Annotated in this window: 13 protein-coding genes; 1 reads left to right on the plus strand and 12 read right to left on the minus strand. The window is 61.4% G+C overall.

Annotated elements, in window-relative coordinates:
• Nucleotides 1-10 precede the first annotated feature (10 nt).
• From gltB to AC07N4_RS20275, 9 genes are all read right to left on the minus strand, one after another.
• Nucleotides 11-4,456, minus strand: a complete 4,446-nt coding sequence (gene gltB / locus AC07N4_RS20235) for a glutamate synthase large subunit (RefSeq protein ID WP_493065847.1) — start codon at nt 4,454-4,456, stop codon at nt 11-13.
• A gap of 350 nt (nt 4,457-4,806) precedes the next feature.
• Nucleotides 4,807-6,405, minus strand: a complete 1,599-nt coding sequence (locus tag AC07N4_RS20240; RefSeq protein WP_102620200.1) for an AAA family ATPase — start codon at nt 6,403-6,405, stop codon at nt 4,807-4,809.
• Nucleotides 6,406-6,415: 10 nt separating this feature from the next.
• Nucleotides 6,416-7,516 (minus strand): 3-dehydroquinate synthase, encoded by a 1,101-nt coding sequence (aroB, locus tag AC07N4_RS20245; protein WP_493065848.1) that lies wholly within the window; start codon nt 7,514-7,516, stop codon nt 6,416-6,418.
• Nucleotides 7,517-7,658: 142 nt separating this feature from the next.
• Complete coding sequence (aroK, locus tag AC07N4_RS20250) at nt 7,659-8,177, minus strand: shikimate kinase AroK (RefSeq protein ID WP_045121685.1); 519 nt, start codon at nt 8,175-8,177, stop codon at nt 7,659-7,661.
• A gap of 4 nt (nt 8,178-8,181) precedes the next feature.
• Nucleotides 8,182-10,260 (minus strand): type IV pilus secretin PilQ, encoded by a 2,079-nt coding sequence (locus AC07N4_RS20255; protein ID WP_493065849.1) that lies wholly within the window; start codon nt 10,258-10,260, stop codon nt 8,182-8,184.
• 13 nt (nt 10,261-10,273) lie between these two features.
• Nucleotides 10,274-10,798 (minus strand): pilus assembly protein PilP, encoded by a 525-nt coding sequence (locus AC07N4_RS20260; protein WP_096819917.1) that lies wholly within the window; start codon nt 10,796-10,798, stop codon nt 10,274-10,276.
• Nucleotides 10,795-11,418, minus strand: coding sequence for a type 4a pilus biogenesis protein PilO (gene pilO, locus AC07N4_RS20265; RefSeq protein ID WP_102620203.1), 624 nt, complete (start codon nt 11,416-11,418; stop codon nt 10,795-10,797). The genes AC07N4_RS20260 and pilO overlap by 4 nt, the downstream gene beginning before the upstream one ends.
• Nucleotides 11,415-11,981 carry a PilN domain-containing protein gene (locus tag AC07N4_RS20270; protein ID WP_273537445.1) on the minus strand — a complete coding sequence of 189 codons (567 nt, stop codon included), beginning with the start codon at nt 11,979-11,981 and terminating at the stop codon, nt 11,415-11,417. The genes pilO and AC07N4_RS20270 overlap by 4 nt, the downstream gene beginning before the upstream one ends.
• Entirely contained in the window at nt 11,981-13,045 is a 1,065-nt protein-coding gene (locus AC07N4_RS20275; protein WP_273537446.1) for a pilus assembly protein PilM, read from the minus strand. Before AC07N4_RS20275 ends, AC07N4_RS20270 begins: the two co-directional genes overlap by 1 nt.
• 219 nt (nt 13,046-13,264) lie before the next feature.
• Here AC07N4_RS20275 and AC07N4_RS20280 point away from each other — a divergent pair, with 219 nt between their 5' ends.
• Nucleotides 13,265-15,709 (plus strand): penicillin-binding protein 1A, encoded by a 2,445-nt coding sequence (locus AC07N4_RS20280; RefSeq protein WP_493065935.1) that lies wholly within the window; start codon nt 13,265-13,267, stop codon nt 15,707-15,709.
• Nucleotides 15,710-15,878: 169 nt separating this feature from the next.
• Here AC07N4_RS20280 and AC07N4_RS20285 read toward each other — a convergent pair whose 3' ends face one another.
• The 3 genes from AC07N4_RS20285 to rpmE form a co-directional block, all read right to left on the minus strand.
• Nucleotides 15,879-17,147: a malic enzyme-like NAD(P)-binding protein gene (locus tag AC07N4_RS20285; protein ID WP_096819922.1), complete on the minus strand. Its 1,269-nt coding sequence runs from the start codon at nt 17,145-17,147 to the stop codon at nt 15,879-15,881.
• Nucleotides 17,148-17,330: 183 nt separating this feature from the next.
• Nucleotides 17,331-18,113 (minus strand): thermonuclease family protein, encoded by a 783-nt coding sequence (locus tag AC07N4_RS20290; protein WP_493065850.1) that lies wholly within the window; start codon nt 18,111-18,113, stop codon nt 17,331-17,333.
• A 41-nt stretch (nt 18,114-18,154) separates the two neighbouring features.
• The gene (gene rpmE, locus AC07N4_RS20295) at nt 18,155-18,373 is read right to left on the minus strand and encodes a 50S ribosomal protein L31 (RefSeq protein ID WP_007975586.1); all 219 of its coding nucleotides are present in this window, start codon (nt 18,371-18,373) and stop codon (nt 18,155-18,157) included.
• Nucleotides 18,374-18,490: the final 117 nt, after the last annotated feature.

Here is an 18,490-nt window from a genome sequence, read left to right on the forward strand (position 1 = left end):
CAGGCGCATATCACTGCGGGTTGGCACGGGTGCTGGAAAGCAACGACTTCAGGTTGGCAGCCTTCGGCTTGACCAGCCAGAAACGACGCAGGTAGTCATCGAGGTTCTCGGCGAGTTCACGACCCCACTCGCTGTCGGTTTCCGCGACATACTCGTTCAGCACGTTCTGCAGGTGGCTGCGATAGGCTTCCATCGCCTCGCCGCTGATCCGCTGGATTTCCACCAGTTCGTGGTTGACCCGGTCAACGAAGGTGTTGTCCTGGTCGAGCACGTAGGCGAAACCGCCGGTCATGCCTGAGCCGAAGTTGTAACCGGTCTTGCCCAGGACGCAGACGAAACCACCGGTCATGTACTCGCAGCAGTGATCGCCAGTGCCTTCCACGACCGTGTGGGCACCGGAGTTGCGCACGGCGAAACGCTCGCCTGCGGTGCCGGCAGCGAACAACTTGCCGCCGGTCGCGCCGTACAGGCAGGTGTTGCCGATGATGGCGCTGTTCTGAGTCTGATAAGCGCTGCCCTTCGGCGGCACGATGACCAGTTTGCCGCCGGTCATGCCTTTGCCGACGTAGTCGTTGGCGTCGCCTTCCAGGTACATGTTCAGACCGCCGGCGTTCCACACGCCGAAGCTCTGACCCGCAGTGCCCTTGAAGCGGAAGGTGACTGGCGCCTTGGCCATGCCCTGATTGCCATGCTTGCGGGCGATTTCGCCGGAGATCCGCGCGCCGATCGAACGGTCGCAGTTGCAGATGTCCAGTTCGAACTCGGCGCCGCTGAGGTCGTTGATCGCCGACGTCGCCATCTCGACCATTTTCTCGGCCAGCAGGCCCTGGTCGAATGGCGGGTTGCGCTCGACGCCACAGAACTGCGGCTTGTCCGCCGGGATGTGATCGCTGCCCAGCAGCGGGGTCAGATCCAGGTGATGCTGCTTGGCGGTCTGGCCTTCGAGGACTTCCAGCAGATCGGTGCGGCCGATCAGCTCTTCGAGGGAACGCACGCCGAGCTTGGCCAGCCACTCACGGGTTTCTTCGGCGACGTAGGTGAAGAAGTTCACCACCATGTCGACGGTGCCGATGTAGTGATCCTTGCGCAGCTTCTCGTTCTGAGTCGCGACGCCAGTGGCGCAGTTGTTCAGGTGGCAGATACGCAGGTATTTGCAGCCCAGCGCGATCATCGGCGCGGTACCGAAACCGAAGCTTTCGGCGCCGAGGATGGCCGCCTTGATCACGTCGAGGCCGGTTTTCAGGCCGCCGTCGGTCTGCACCCGGACCTTGCCGCGCAGGTCGTTGCCGCGCAGGGTCTGGTGGGTTTCGGCCAGGCCGAGTTCCCACGGTGCGCCAGCGTATTTGATCGAGGTCAGCGGCGAAGCACCGGTGCCACCGTCGTAGCCGGAGATGGTGATCAAGTCCGCATAGGCCTTGGCCACACCGGCGGCGATGGTGCCGACGCCCGCTTCGGCCACAAGCTTCACCGAAACCAGCGCCTTCGGGTTGACCTGTTTCAGGTCGAAAATCAGCTGCGACAAGTCTTCGATCGAATAGATGTCGTGGTGCGGCGGTGGCGAAATCAGGGTCACGCCCGGCACTGCGTAACGCAGTTTGGCGATCAGCCCGTTCACTTTACCGCCCGGCAGTTGCCCGCCCTCGCCCGGCTTGGCACCCTGGGCGACCTTGATCTGCAGCACTTCGGCGTTGACCAGGTATTCCGGGGTCACGCCGAAACGACCGGTCGCAACCTGCTTGATTTTCGAGCTCTTGATGGTGCCGTAACGTGCCGGGTCTTCGCCGCCTTCGCCGGAGTTGGAACGCGCACCCAGGCGGTTCATGGCTTCGGCCAGGGCTTCGTGAGCTTCCGGCGACAGGGCGCCCAGCGAGATACCGGCGGAGTCGAAGCGCTTGAGCACCGATTCCAGCGGCTCGACTTCGCTGATGTCCAGCGGTTTCTCGAGGGTCTTGACCTTGAACAGGTCACGGATCATCGACACCGGACGGTTGTCCACCAGCGAGGTGTATTCCTTGAACTTGGCGTAGTCGCCCTGCTGCACGGCGGCTTGCAGGGTGTTGACCACGTCCGGGTTGTACGCGTGGTATTCGCCACCGTGGACGAACTTCAGCAGGCCGCCCTGCTGGATCGGCTTGCGCGGACTCCAGGCTTCGGTGGCCAGTGCTTTCTGCTCGGCTTCGATGTCGACGAAACGCGCGCCCTTGATGCGGCTCGGCACGCCACGGAAGCTCAGCTCGCAAACTTCTTCGGACAGACCAATGGCTTCGAACAACTGCGCACCGCGATAGGACGCAATGGTCGAGATGCCCATCTTCGACAGGATCTTCAGCAGGCCTTTGGTGATGCCTTTGCGGTAGTTCTTGAACACCTCGTAGAGGTCGCCCAGCACTTCACCGGTACGGATCAGGTCGCCCAGCACTTCGTAGGCCAGGAACGGATAGACCGCCGAGGCGCCGAAGCCGATCAACACCGCGAAGTGATGCGGATCGCGGGCAGTTGCGGTTTCTACCAGGATGTTGGAATCGCAGCGCAGGCCTTTTTCGGTCAGGCGGTGGTGTACCGCGCCGGTGGCCATCGAGGCGTGGATCGGCAGCTTGCCCGGCGCGATATGGCGGTCGCTCAGAACGATCTGGGTACGACCGGCGCGCACGGCTTCTTCAGCCTGATCGGCGACGTTGCGGATCGCCGCTTCGAGACCGACGCTTTCGTCGTAGTTGAGGTCGATGATCTGCCGCTCGAAACCCGGGCGGTCGAGGTTCATCAGCGAACGCCACTTGGCCGGGGAAATGACCGGCGAGCTGAGGATCACGCGCGAAGCGTGTTCCGGCGATTCCTGGAAGATGTTGCGCTCGGCACCGAGGCAGATTTCCAGCGACATCACGATCGCTTCACGCAGCGGGTCGATCGGCGGGTTGGTCACCTGCGCGAACTGCTGACGGAAATAGTCATATGGCGTGCGCACGCGCTGGGACAGCACGGCCATCGGCGTGTCGTCGCCCATCGAGCCAACGGCCTCATAGCCTTGCTCGCCGAGCGGACGCAGTACCTGATCGCGCTCTTCGAACGTGACCTGATACATCTTCATGTATTGCTTGAGCTGATCGACGTCGTAGAAAGCCGAACCGTGATCGTTGTCTTCCATGGTCGCCTGAATGCGCAGGGCATTCTTGCGCAGCCATTGCTTGTACGGATGACGGGATTTCAGACGGTTGTCGATCGCGTCGGTGTCGAGGATCTGACCGGTTTCGGTGTCCACGGCGAGGATCTGCCCAGGACCGACACGGCCCTTGGCGATGACATCCTGCGGCTGGTAGTTCCAGACGCCGATTTCCGAAGCGACAGTGATGAAACCGTTGGTGGTGGTGACCCAGCGCGCCGGGCGCAGACCGTTACGGTCGAGCAGGCACACCGCGTAACGACCATCGGTCATCACCACGCCGGCCGGGCCGTCCCACGGCTCCATGTGCATCGAGTTGTACTCGTAGAACGCACGCAGATCCGGGTCCATGGTTTCGACGTTCTGCCACGCAGGCGGAATGATCATCCGCACGCCACGGAACAGGTCGATGCCACCGGTGACCATCAGTTCGAGCATGTTGTCCATGCTCGAAGAGTCGGAGCCAACGCGGTTCACCAGCGGGCCGAGTTCTTCCAGATCCATCAGATCGTTGCTGAACTTGGTGCGACGGGCCTGGGCCCAGTTGCGGTTACCGGTGATGGTGTTGATCTCGCCGTTGTGAGCGAGGAAGCGGAATGGCTGAGCCAGCGGCCATTTCGGCAGGGTGTTGGTGGAGAAGCGCTGGTGAAACACGCAGATTGCGGTTTGCAGGCGCTGGTCACCCAGGTCCGGATAGAACGCGGCCAGGTCGGCCGGCATCATCAGGCCTTTATAGATGATGGTCTTGTGGGAAAAGCTGCAGATGTAGTGGTCGGTGTCAGCGGCGTTGGCCACGGACGAACGACGACGTGCGCTGAACAGCTTGACCGCCATGTCCTGATCGCTCAGGCCTTCGCCGCCGATGTACACCTGCTCGATCTGCGGCAGGCGCTCAAGGGCGAGGCGGCCGAGGACGCTGGTGTCGATGGGCACTTTGCGCCAGCCGATCAGTTGCAGGCCTTCGGCCAGGATCTCGCGGTTCATGTTCTCGCGAGCGGCTTCGGCCTTGGCCGGATCCTGGTTGAAGAAGACCATGCCCACGGCATATTGCTTGGGCAGCTCGACGCTGAAGGCTTCCTGGGCAATCGCGCGCAGGAAGGCGTCAGGCTTTTGAATCAGCAGACCGCAACCGTCACCGGTCTTGCCGTCGGCATTAATCCCACCGCGGTGGGTCATGCAGGTCAGGGCCTCAATGGCCGTTTGCAATAGGGTATGACTGGGTTCGCCCTGCATATGGGCTATCAGGCCGAAACCGCAGTTATCCTTGAATTCATCTGGTTGGTACAGACCTGCTTTCATAGACACTTTCTCACCAGGCTGCCTCTTTTCGAGGCAAATTTCTTTTCAATTCAACCACTTGCATCTCGCGCCGAACGTACGCCGGCTTAGCGGGGGCAAAAGGGTGGTCATTGTACACAGCGACACAGAGGCTCACAAATTTGACGACGAAATGTCGCAAATTCATGTCGCATTTGTGAAAGGTTTAAAGCGATCTGCTGTGCTAGTCAAAACTTTTTTAATTTTGACCGCAACGACTCAAAGACTACTGTGACGCAGACACCACAAGGCACGCGGTCTGTAGAGACGGCGCGCACTTGTAGAGATTTTGAGGTGCTTGGAGAGGCGGCCTGGGTAAGGCCGCCGAATCTTCAGCGAGTTGTTGCCAGTTCCTGTTGGACGCTGGCGACAGTGCGAGGCCAAGGTTTACCAGCCTGAACCTTCGCTGGCAAGGCCTTGATGGCAGAAACGGCCGCATCACGATTGGCAAAGCTGCCATAGGTGATCACGTAGAGCGGCTTGCCGTTGAGGACTTTCTTGAAATAACGGTACTCGCCGCCCTGCTCCTTGACGAAGCTTTGTGCGGCGGCTTCAGAGCTGGTGCCGAGGATCTGCACCACGTAGTTGCCCGGCGCCTGGCCGGCGTACCAGCTGCCGCCAGCGGCTTTGGCGACGGTGACCGGCTTCTCGGCGGCTTTCTCGGCCGGTTTGGCCGCTGCTACAGGCTTGGCCGGCGCTGGAGCAGGCTTGGCGACTGGCGCGGCTGGAGCAGGCACTGGCTTGGCCGTGGCAACCTGAGTCGGTGCCGGTGTCGGTTTGGCCGCAGGGACCGGAACCGGCGTCGGTGCTGGACCGGCCGGCACACCGGCCGGTGGCGCGGTGGTGGTCACGGTTGGCGGCGTATTGCTGGAACCTTCCAGCGGCACACCGTCGTCACCCTCGGTAATCCCGCCGGCAGCTTCGGCCAATGGCTTGCGCATGACCGGTTGCGAATTGCCGACCAGCGGCAACGGCATCGGCTGGGTGTTACCGGCGAACTCCACGTTCGGTGCGCCACCCTGGCCCAATGGCAGCTGTGCCTGTTCATTGGCCGGTGCGCCGGTGGTTGGCGCCTTGTTGCGACCAGGCATCAGCCAGGCGGCAGCGACCGCCACCACGACGACGGCGGAAATCGCCAATACGTGTTTCTTCGGCATGTTGAACCCCATACTTGGACGCTTGACCGCAGAGCGGCTGGCAATCATGACTTCGATCAGAGCATCGCGAGCGACCTGGTTGATGTTGCCCGGCCAGCCCTCGGAGCTTTCGTGAATATCAGAGATCTGATCCGCGGTGAAAAGTTCGACGCCACGGCCCGCGCCTTCGAGCCGCTGGTCGAGATATTCGCGGGTTTCTTCTTCGGTGTATGGCTGCAATTCGATGACGTGGAAGCGCTCTTCCTCAAGGTGCAGCGCCTCAAGCTGAGCAATCAGCGACGACTCACCGAACAGGAACACATGCGGACGGCCTTCCGGTGCGCCGGCACCCAAAGCCATCAGGGCTTCGAGGGCGGACTCGTCGAGCTGCTCGGCATCGTCCACCAGCAGATAGACTTCCTGGCCGGTCAGCGCCAACTGTACGACCTGATCGAGGATCGCTCCGACATCGGCCTGGGCCACGTCCAGCGCCTGGGCGACCTGACGCAGCACACCGGCCGCATCGCCGGCGCCACGGGCGGAGACGACAACACTCTGAACCGACTGCTTGTTGGTGCTGGCAACCAGCGCCTGGCGCAGCAACGTCTTGCCGCTGCCCTGAGGGCCGGTGACCACCAGCAGCAACTGGCTGTAACGCGCCAGGTGGTGCAGTTGACCCAGCACCGGTTTGCGCTGGGCCGGGAAGAATTTGAAGCCCGGGACCCGTGGAGCGAAAGGGTCATGACTTAACTGGAAATGGCCGAGGAACGCCTCGTCGGCATGCAAACTAGTCATCGGAATCTTATTAACCTTTAAGCTGAGCCAGAGCGCGGTAATCCGCTCCCAGCGTGGCCTGTAGAACCTCTTTCGGATAATCGTCGGTCACTACCGCTTCGCCCATCCGGCGCAGCAGCACCAGGCGCAAACGACCGTCGATCACTTTTTTGTCAATTGCCATGTGTTCGAGAAAATCGGCTTCGCTCATTTCTTCAGGCGGCACCACCGGCAGGCCGGCACGCTGGAACAGACGAATCCCGCGATCGCGTTCCTGCTCGCTGATCCAGCCGAGGCGCGCGGACATCTCCATCGCCATTACCGTGCCAGCAGCGACCGCTTCACCGTGCAACCAGACACCATAGCCCATGTGGGTTTCGATAGCGTGGCCGAAGGTGTGGCCGAGGTTGAGCGTGGCGCGCACACCGGTTTCTTTCTCATCGGCGCCGACCACCGCCGCCTTGGCCGCGCAGGAGCGCTCGATGGCATAGGTCAGGGCTTTCTGATCCAGTGCGCGCAGGGCGTCGACGTTGTCTTCGAGCCAGGTCAGGAACGGCTCGTCGCAGATCAGGCCGTACTTGATGACTTCCGCCAGACCTGCCGACAGCTCGCGCGCTGGCAGGGTTTTCAGGGACGCCGTATCGATCAGCACCACGTTCGGCTGATAGAAGGCGCCGACCATGTTCTTGCCCAACGGGTGGTTGATCCCGGTCTTGCCGCCCACCGACGAATCGACCTGGGACAGCAGCGTGGTAGGAATCTGGATGAAATCGACACCGCGCTGGTAGCAGGCGGCTGCAAAACCGGCCATGTCGCCGATCACACCGCCACCAAGGGCGATGACGGTGGTACGACGATCATGCCGAGCAGTCAGCAGACCATCGAAGATCAGTTGCAGGGTTTCCCAGTTCTTGAAGGCTTCGCCGTCCGGCAGCACCACGGAAACCACCGAGAATTGCGCCAGGCTGCGGGTCAGACGCTCGAGATAGAGCGGCGCAACAGTCTCGTTGGAGATGATTGCCACTTGCCGCCCGTGGATGTGCGAAGCCAGCAATTCAGGCTGATCCAACAGTCCTTCGCCAATATGAATCGGGTAGCTGCGCTCGCCTAGATCGACCTTGAGTGTCTGCATGTGTCCCCACAGTGAAGATGGAAGCAGGCGTCCTGCCTTGAATTATCGGATGTCCCCGGTCTTGAGTGATGTGACGCCGCTTGCATGCGATCCGCCACAACCCTCGACAGGACGCCGAGGATAGCGCATTTCGAGCGGCGCTTTAACGGGGCGGAAGCTGCTGCAGGCGGTCGAGAATATCGAGCACGACCATGCGTGGTGGCCGCTCGTCGGTTTCCACCACCAGATCGGCGATTTCCCGATAAAGCGGATCACGGATCGCCAGCAGGTCGCGCAAGGTTTTCTCGGGATTGGCCGTGCGCAGCAGCGGCCGGTTGCGGTCGCGGGAGGTGCGGCCGACCTGCTGCTCGACGGAGGCGTGCAGATACACCACCCGTCCGCCCTCATGCAGGGCCTTGCGGTTGGCATCGCGCATCACCGCGCCGCCGCCCGTCGCCAGCACCACGCCGTCGAACGCGCACAGCTCGGCGATCATCGCCTGCTCACGATCACGAAAACCGGGCTCGCCTTCCTTGTCGAAGATCCACGGGATATTGGCGCCCGTACGCAGTTCAATTTCCTTGTCGGAATCCTTGAACGGCAGGCGCAGCTCTTTGGCCAGTAATCGGCCGATGGTGCTTTTTCCAGCCCCCATCGGTCCTACAAGAATCAAATTTCGCACAGAATCAACGACTCACAGCAATCGCCTGGTTACTCATGATACGCGGAGTGAGGAATACCAGCAGCTCGGATTTTTTCTCCGAAACCACATCACGCCGGAAAAGGCGGCCAAGATACGGCACATCGCCAAGAAATGGCACCTTATCTACGACCTTGCTTTGAGTATTTGAGAAAACCCCGCCAATCACGATGGTCTCGCCGTCGTTCACCAGCACCTTGGCATTGACCTCGTTTTTCTTGATCGGCGGTACATCCTGCACTTTATTCAGGTAGTCCGGTTCGTCCTTGGTGACCTTCACCTCCATGATGATGCGGTTGTCCGGAGTGATCTGCGGCGTGACCTCCAGCGACAGCGAGGCCTCCTTGAAAGACACCGACGTAGCGCCGCTGGAGCTGGCTTCCTGATACGGAATTTCGGTGCCCTTGAGGATCTTCGCGGTCTCCTTGTCGGAGGTCACGACCTTGGGCTGCGAGACGATTTCACCGTTGCCGGTCTTCTCCATCGCCGTCAACTCAAGGTCCAGCAAGACGTTGTCGGTGATGAACGCAATGCCGATCCCGGACGTATTGTTGACCGTGCCCATGTCGACGAACGGTGAGTTGGTGCTGGTGCTCCCCGGTGTACCGATGGTGGTCGACGAGCCGTTGCTGACCCCGGAAGTATTCCAGTTGCCCTTGTTCTGGATCGATCCGCCCCAGCGCACGCCCAGGCTTTTGTCGTAATCGACGTTGGCTTCGACGATCCGCGCCTCGATCATCACCTGACGCACCGGGATATCCAGTTGCGCCACGATCCGCCGCAGCTCGTCGAGGCGATCCTGGGTCTGGTAGGCGATGATGTTGTTGGTGCGCTCATCGACGGTGATCGAACCCCGTTCGTCGACTTTGGCCTCGGCGCTGGTGACCGACTGGAACAGCTTGGCGATGTCCGCAGCCTTGGCGTAATTCACTTGCAGCAGCTCGCGGCGCAGCGGTGCCAGCTCGGCGATCTGTTTCTGCGATTCCAGTTCCTGCCGTTCGCGGGCAGCGATTTCATCCGCCGGCGCCACCAGCAACACGTTGCCGACCTTGCGCTTGTCCAGCCCTTTGGTCTTGAGCACCAGATCCAGCGCCTGATCCCACGGCACGTTTTGCAGGCGCAAGGTGATCCCGCCCTGCACCGTGTCGCTGGCCACCAGGTTGAGGTTGGTGAAATCGGCGATCAGTTGCAGCACCGAACGCACATCGATGTCCTGGAAATTCAACGAAAGCTTTTCACCGCTGTAGCTGTTGCGGTCGGCGTTGCGCTTTTGCAGGTCATCGACGGTCAACGGCCGGATGCTCACGGTCAACTTGTTGTCGGTCTGGTAAGTGGAATAGTCGAAGGTGCCGCTGGGCTCGACGGTGATGGTCGCGCGATCCCCGCTGACGCCAGCATTGACGAACTGCACCGGGGTGGCGAAATCCTTGACGTCGAGGCGCACCCGCAACGGCTCGGGCAATTGGGTGCGGGCAAAATTGAGGATGATCTTGCCGTCATGTTCCTGGATGTCCGGCGCAATGGTCGGGTCGGACAGGTCGATGACGACATTGCCCTCACCCGCCGTGCCACGCTGGAAATCCACACCACGAATGGCCTTGGCCGTCGGCACAAACGTTCGGGCCGGGGCGGCCACCGGCGTGGCGCGCGGAGCCTTGGTGGCAGGTCGCGGCGCAGTAACTTTGCTGCCCTGCCCAACCACCACGAACAGCGTGTTCCCCTCGACCCGGGCGTCATACGGCGCCAGCTGCGTCAGGTTGATGATCAACCGGGTACGGTCGTTGGCCTCGACCACGGTGGCAGTGCGCGCATTTCCGCTACCGAGGTCGCGAGTCTTGCTCGCGAGCCGGCTGGCCACTCCCGGCAGATCCAGAGCAATCCGCGCAGGCGAATCGGTGGTGTAGCCCTTGGGCTGTGGCGGTGGGCCGTCGAACGACAGCTTCAACTCGACGCGATCGCCCGGCAGCGCCGCAACGTCCAGCGTCTTAAGATTGGCCGCTTGAACCATCGGCGACAGCAGCGCTATCCATAGCGAAAAACCGAGGGTGGAGAAAATCCTGTTCATTGTTCGACTTCCACTATGAGTGCTCTTTCAAAGGAATGGTGCGCGGCCGCTCCAGCCAGGCCCCTTCGCCATCGGGAACGATTTCGACCACATCGACCTGGGAGGCGCTGATCGCGACGATGCGCCCGTCGTTGCGCCCCAGGTAATCGCCGACTTTCAGCCGATGCACCCCGCCCGCCCCGCGCAGCAGCGCAAAGGAGCCGGAAGCATTGGCAATCGTGCCGACCATCTCGAATTGCTCGATGTTGAAACCTTCGAGGTACTGCTTGACCCGGTTCGGGTCCGGTTTGACGTTGCGCGAACCATGCTGCTGCCCGGCCAGATCAACCCGCACCTGACGCGAGAACGGGCTGCGCAGGCTGGCGGCGCTGTAGGTGAACGTCGGGTAGGAACGAAAGGTCGGCGTCGGCTCGATCTTGCCCGGCGGCCGCAGGCGCACTTCATTCATGTAGGCGTCGAGATCGCTGAAATCGTTGCCGCCGCAACCGCTCAAGCCCAGCGTCAAGGTCGACAATAGAAGGAAACGGATCGGGCTCATTTTTGCAGCCCCTTGTCGTTGTAGCGGTACGTCTTAGCGAGGATGCTCATACGCAACTTCGTCCCGCCTTCCGGGTTGGCCGGCGCCAGCTCGAAGTCGTGCAGGGTCACGATCCGCGGCAATCCGGCCACGCCGCTGACGAAGGTGGCGAGGTCGTGATACGCGCCTGTGACGGTGATCTGGATCGGCAATTCGATGTAGAACTGCTGCGTCACCTCCGGCAACAGCTTGATCTCCTCGAATTCAAGACCGCTGCCCAGACCGGTGCGCGTGATGTCTTCCAGCAGCCCCGGCACTTCGGTGTCGCTGGGCAATTGCCGCAGCAGGACGCCGAACGAGTTCTCCATTTCCTTCATCTGCTGGGTATACAGCTCGAGATTGGCCGCCAGGTGTGCCTTGCTGGTGAACTGCTCCTTGAGCGTGGCTTCCTCCGTACGCTTGAGCTCAAGCTGGTTTTCCATGTCGCTGACGAAAAAGTTGTAGCCCAGCGCCAGGACCAGGATCATCAACAGCGCCCCGGCCAGGCCTTTGACGGCCGGCGGCCAGGAGCCGATGTTGCTGGTATCCAGGTCGTTGAAATCGATATTGCGCAGGCTTGCGAACCATTCGGACGGTTTCATTGATCGTCCTCCAGGTTCTTGGGCCGGGTTTGACGGACGGTCAGTTGAAAGACGTTGGCCTGATCCAGTTGCCCGGCCGTGGTCGCTTTGACCTCGTTCAGGCTCGGCGCATCGAACCAGTCGGATGCATCGAGATTGCGCATCAGGTCGGACACCCGATTGTTCGACTCCGCCGCACCGCTGATCGACAGGGTTTTGCCGACCATTTTCACGCTGGTGAAATAGACCCCGTCAGGCAGGGTGCGCGCCAATTGATCGAAGATCCGCCCGCTGACCTGCCGGTTGGCCTGCAGGTCCTGGATGATGCGCATCCGCTCCACCAATTGCTGGCGACGTGCCTTGAGCTCGCTGATCTGCTTGATCCGCTCATCGACCACGGCGATCTGTTTGCCGATGTAATCGTTGCGCACCTGTTGCCGCTCAATGGCGGTGCTGAAAATCTGAGCAGCAATGAAGACCGCGCCGACCGAACCGACCACCACGCCCGTCAGAGCCAGCAGGAAGCGTTTGCGTCGTTCTTCGCGGCGCTCCTCACGCCAGGGTAAAAGGTTGATCCGCGCCATCAGTCGAAACTCCTGAGCGCGAGCCCGCAGGCAATCATCAGGGCCGGCGCATCACTGGCCAGGGCCCCGGCGTTGACCTTGCTGCTCAAGGCCATGTCGGAAAACGGATTGGCGACCTGGGTCGGCGTGCCCAGGCGCTCTTCGATCAGCCGATCCAGCCCGGGCACCGACGCCGTGCCACCGGCCAGCAGAATATGGTCGACCGCGTTGTACTGGCCGGAGGCGAAGAAGAACTGCAGGGAGCGCGAGACCTGCTGCACCAGCGCCTCGCGAAAGGGCTGCAGGACCTCAATGACATAATCGTCCGGCAGACCGCCCTGCTTTTTGGCCAGCCCGGCCTGCTCAATGGTCAGGCCATAACGGCGCTGGATTTCCTCGGTCAGCTGGCGTCCGCCAAACAGTTGCTCGCGGGTGTAGATGATCCGGCCGTTGTGCAGGACGCTGAGGGTGGTCATGGTGGCGCCGATATCGACCACCGCAACGGTCAGGCGCTCCTGGGAAGCCGCCAGTTGCATGGCCAGCAGGCCGAACGAGCGCTCGAGCGCATACGCCTCGACATCCACCACCCGCGCAGTCAGGCCGGCGAGGGCCAGTGCCGCCTCGCGGACTTCGACGTTTTCCTTGCGACAGGCGGCCAGCAGCACATTGACCCGTTCGGGATTGCGCGGTGAAACGCCCTGAACTTCGAAGTCGATGGCGACTTCGTCCAGCGGATAGGGGATGTATTGATCGGCTTCGATCCTGAGCTGGTTTTCCAGCTCGTCGTCGGACAGCCCGGCGTCCATTTCGATGACCTTGGTGATCACCGCCGAGCCGGCCACCGCCACCGCCACGCTCTTGAGCCCGGTACGCGCCTTGACCAGCACCCGGGACAAGGCGTGCCCGACGCCTTCGAGTTCGGCGATGTTCTTCTCGACCACGGCGTTGGCCGGCAACGGCTCCACCGCGTACGCCTCGACCCGGTAGCGCTCACCCTGACGGCTCAGCTCCAGCAGCTTCACCGAAGTGGAGCTGATGTCGATCCCCAGTAACGTGTTGGTCTTTTTGTTGAAGAGTCCTAGCACTACCAATTCCCTATGACTATCCGTGAGTTACGGACTCTGTAATGCGCATTGCGTTCCCTCGCCCCGTCTTGACAGAAGCGCAAATGACGCCCCCAGCGGAAAAGTGCTTATAATGCCCAGCGATTTTTTCCGCTTTTTACTGCCGGCGCGGGCCGTTCTGTGTGTTTCCGGAACCCTGTCGCCCAATTCATTCTTTGCCCTGGATGTCCAAAAGCCTTGATTCGTCTGCTGAAATTCTTCGGTTGGTCCATCGTCGCCGTTTTCTGCGGACTGCTTTTAGGTCTCAGCGGCGCGTTTCTTTACCTTAGTCCGGGTTTGCCATCTGTGGAGGCGCTGAGAAGCATTCAGTTGCAGATTCCGCTCCGGGTGTACAGCAGCGACAACAAGTTGATCGCAGAATTTGGCGAAATGCGCCGCACGCCGATCCGTTTCGCCGACATTCCCCCCAATTTCATCAATGCGTTACTAAGTGCTGAAGACGACAACTTCGCCAACCACTATGGTGTCGATCCGAGCAGCCTGATGCGTGCCGCGACCCAACTGGTCAAGAGCGGGCACATCCAGTCCGGCGGCAGCACCATCACCATGCAGGTGGCGAAGAACTTCTTCCTGACCAGCGAACGCAGCTTCTCGCGCAAGACCACGGAAATCCTCCTGGCCCTGCAGATCGAACGACAGCTGACCAAGGACGAGATCCTCGAGCTGTACGTGAACAAGATTTATCTGGGCAACCGCGCCTACGGCATCGAGGCGGCGGCGCAGGTGTATTACGGCAAGTCGATCCGCGAGGTCAGCCTGGCGCAGATGGCGATGATCGCCGGCCTGCCGAAAGCCCCGTCGCGCTTCAACCCGCTGGCCAACCCGGCGCGCAGCAAGGAGCGTCGTGACTGGATCCTCGGGCGCATGTACAAGCTCGGCAAGATCACCGAGGCCGACTACACCGCCGCCATCAACGAGCCGTTGAACGCCAGCTATCACGTGCCAACCCCGGAAGTGAACGCGCCGTACATCGCCGAGATGGCCCGCGCCGAAATGGTCGGCCGCTACGGCAGCGACGCCTACACCGAAGGTTTCCGCGTCACCACCACGGTGCCGAGCAACCTCCAGGAAATGGCCAACACCGCGCTGCACGAAGGTTTGATGACCTACGACCAGCGTCACGGCTACCGTGGCCCTGAATCGCGTCTGCCGGGCAAGACCCATGAAGCCTGGGCCACCGAGCTGACCAAGCAGCGCACCATCAGTAGCCTCGAGCCGGCCATCGTCACCCAGGTCGACAAGAACGGTTTGCAAGTGCTGACCCGCACCGGCGAAGAGCACGTGGCGTGGGACACCATGAAATGGGCCCGTCCGTTCCTCAATACCAACAGCATGGGCGCCGCGCCGCGTCAGCCATCGGATGTCGCGCAGGTCGGCGATCTGGTGCGCGTACAGCGCCAGCCGAACAATTCGCTGAAGTTCAGCCAGATTCCGCAGGCCCAGGGCGCGCTGGTCTCGCTGGATCCGCAGAACGGCGCGATCCGCTCGCTGGTCGGCGGTTTCGCCTTCGAGCAGAGCAACTACAACCGCGCGATGCAGGCCAAGCGTCAGCCGGGCTCGAGCTTCAAGCCGTTCGTCTACAGCGCCGCGCTGGATAACGGCTACACCGCCGCCAGCCTGGTCAACGACGCACCGATCGTGTTCGTCGACGAGTACCTGGACAAGGTCTGGCGTCCGAAGAACGACACCAACACCTTCCTCGGCCCGATCCGCCTGCGTGAGGCGCTGTACAAGTCGCGCAACCTGGTTTCGATCCGCTTGCTGCAGGCGATGGGCGTAGGCAAGACCATCGACTACATCACCCGCTTCGGCTTCAACAAACAGGACCTGCCGCCAAACCTGTCCCTGGCGCTAGGCACCGCGACCCTGACACCGATGGAAATCGCTACCGGCTGGAGCACCTTCGCCAACGGCGGCTTCAAGATCACCCCGTACATCATCGACAAGATCGAAAGCCGCAATGGCGACACGCTGTTTGTCGCCAACCCGCCGACCGTACCGCAGGGCGGCGCAGCCACCGACGGCATCGCGGCACCGGCGACCCAATCGATCACCGTCAACGCAGCGCCGATTCCGGGTGAAGCGCAGGGCAGTGCCGCAATGCCGCAAGTGCCGGCAGTCGCCGAGCGCATCGTCGATGGCCGCACCACCTACATCCTCAACAGCATGCTGCAGGACGTGATCAAGCTCGGCACCGGTCGTCGTGCACTGGCCATGGGCCGCAGCGACATCGCGGGCAAAACCGGTACCACCAATGAATCCAAGGATGCGTGGTTCTCCGGTTACAACGCCGATTACGTGACCACGGTGTGGACCGGTTTCGACCAGCCGGAAAGCCTCGGTCGCCGGGAGTTCGGCGGCACCGTGGCGTTGCCGATCTGGATGAACTACATGAGCGCCGCGCTCAAGGACAAGCCGCCGCATGTCCAGCCAGAGCCGGAAGGCATCCTGAGCCTGCGGGTGGACCCGGTCAGCGGCCGCGCCGCCACACCGAGCACACCGGGCGCCTACTTCGAGCTGTTCAAGGCCGAAGACACGCCGCCGTCGGTCAACGAGATCGGCAATGGCACCGCACCGGGCAGCCCGCTGCCGGCGGATGAACAGGCGCCGATCGATTTGTTCTGATCCCGATCCTGATCCGCCAAAAAGCCCCGCCTTCGTGAGAAGTGCGGGGCTTTTTATTGCCTTCAGGATTGGTGCTGGATGAACCGGCCACACCCGACACAAAACCCTCAGGCACAAAAAAGCCCCGACTCTCACGAGCCGGGGCTTTCGGTTGAAGCGCTACAACGACTTAGCCGTTGAACACGTCATCCACGCTTTTCAGCGGGTAGTGCTTCGGATACGGCAGGGTGGCCACACCGGTCTCGATCGCGGCCTTGGCCACGGCGTCGGAGATCAGGGTGATCAGGCGCTTGTCCATTGGCTTCGGAATGATGTACTCACGACCGAATTCCAGCTTGATGCCGCCGTAGGCGTCGCACACTTCCTGTGGAACCGGCAGTTTGGCCAGTTCACGCAGGGCGTTGGCAGCAGCCACTTTCATTTCTTCGTTGATGCGCTTGGCGCGAACGTCCAGGGCACCACGGAAGATGAACGGGAAGCCCAGCACGTTGTTGACCTGGTTCGGGTAGTCCGAACGGCCGGTGGCCATGATCACGTCGTTACGGGTGGCGTGGGCCAGTTCCGGGGAGATTTCCGGATCCGGGTTGGAGCACGCGAAGACGATCGGGTTGGCCGCCATGCGCTTGAGTTGCTCGGCGCTCAGCAGGTTCGGGCCCGACAGGCCGACGAATACGTCAGCGCCTTCGATGGCGTCGTCCAGCGTGCGTTTCTCGGTAGCGTGAGCAAACACAGCCTTGTACTGGTTCAGGTCGTCACGGCCAGCGTGGATCACGCCGGTACGGTCGATCATGAAGATGTTCTCGACCTTGGCGCCCATGCTCACCAGCAATTTCATGCAGGAGATAGCGGCAGCGCCGGCGCCCAGGCAGACGATCTTGGCTTCGCCGAGGGTTTTGCCAGCGATTTCCAGGGCGTTGATCATGCCCGCAGCGGTCACGATCGCGGTGCCGTGCTGGTCATCGTGGAACACCGGAATGTCGCACTGCTCGATCAGAGCGCGTTCGATCTCAAAGCACTCAGGTGCCTTGATGTCTTCCAGGTTGATGCCACCGAAGGTGATGGAAATGCGTTTTACGGTGTCGATGAAGGCTTGCGGGCTTTCGGAATCGACTTCGATGTCGAACACGTCGATGCCGGCGAAGCGCTTGAACAGCACGCCTTTACCTTCCATCACTGGCTTGGAAGCCAGTGGGCCGAGGTTACCCAGGCCCAGAATCGCGGTGCCATCGGAAATGACTGCAACCAGGTTGCCCTTGCCGGTGTACTTGTAGGCCAGTTCAGGATCGCGAGCGATCTCGCGCACTGGTTCAGCTACGCCGGGGCTGTAGGCCAGCGACAGGTCGCGGGCGGTAGCAGTGGCCTTGGTGAGCTCGACACTCAGCTTTCCTGGACGAGGATGGGCGTGATATTCGAGAGCGGCAGTTTTCAGATCAGACATTTTGGCATTCCGCTTTTTACTGTTGGACAGACTGGTCAGCGAGGATACGCGCCTCGCAAAGTCCCCACAAGACTGCCCGGTCACCCCTGTCAAGCGCCCTGCCCTACGACTTTGGGCCAAGAGCCACGGCGCACAAGGGCTTGACTGTTCACAATCGACAGAAAAAATGTCTACAATTTTTCTTCAGCGAGACGATTGCAACATCGAAGGATCGGTCAGCGGCAACAACCAGCGGGCCTGACCCGGTTTCAATCCGCCCCGTCGCGAACGGTCGACCACCCAGCCTCGGGCCTCGATCTGCCTGCCCTTCAGCGCTAGCAACGAAGCGTCATCGAAACGATCCAGCAGATTGGGTGCAACGCGCAGTACAAGCTTGTCCTGCAATTCGATCCAGATTCCGCCGCGATTGCGCTGAACCTTGCTCACACGACCGCTGACCACCGCGAAACCCGATCGCTCGATCTGCTCCGCTTTCAGTACAGGTGAGCGCTTCCACAGGCCAAGACCGGCCTGCCGTGCACGTCGTTCGGCAGCCTGCTGGCAATCAACAAGATCGACATTCGGCGCCACCGCGACCTGGAAACCGAGGCCATCGGCGAGCATTTGCGCTTCGAGATTGTCTCCCTTGGCGCTGAAAACATGGGCCAGGGTCCGGCCGTAATGATCTTTGGACTCGGCGCCGAGCAGCAGGCCGACCCGACCGTCGCTCTCTGCGACCAATGCTTCGAGACGCTTGCGCGCCGCTACCGCGAATGGTTCGTCGCTGCGACCCTGCTTGCCGAGCTCAGGGGTGTTGAGCCCGATCATCCGCACGCTGCGCCCGTCGTTCAGGCGCAAGGTGTCGCCGTCGACCACGCGCTGCACGGAGACGCTGGTCAGGCCGGCGGGAGCCGGGCAGAAGGCCTGGGCGCCGGACAGCCAAATCGCGGACACAAAAAAGGCGCCCGCAAGGGACGCCTTTTTCATCAGACCGGAAAAACCGTTGAGGCTTTCCAGAATGAAGGGCCTTAGGCCTTTTTCGCGCCGAAAGCACCGAAACGGTCGGCGAACTTCTGAACGCGACCACCGGTGTCCAGAGTCTTCTGCTTACCGGTGTAGAACGGGTGGCACTCGTTGCAAACGTCGATCGCCAGGGCTTTGCCGAAGGTCGAACGGGTTTCGAACTTGTTGCCGCAGCTGCAGGTAACAGCAACTGCTGGGTATTCTGGATGGATATCAGCTTTCATGGTGTCTTCCTCAGGCTAGCGTGCCGCCACCCAACACTATTGTTGAATACCGCACGTAATTAGGCCGCGGATTCTACCAGACAATGCTAATCACGCAAGCTGTCACTGAGACCGACC

The sequence above is a fragment of the Pseudomonas sp. GW821-FHT09E04 genome, from assembly GCF_059416185.1.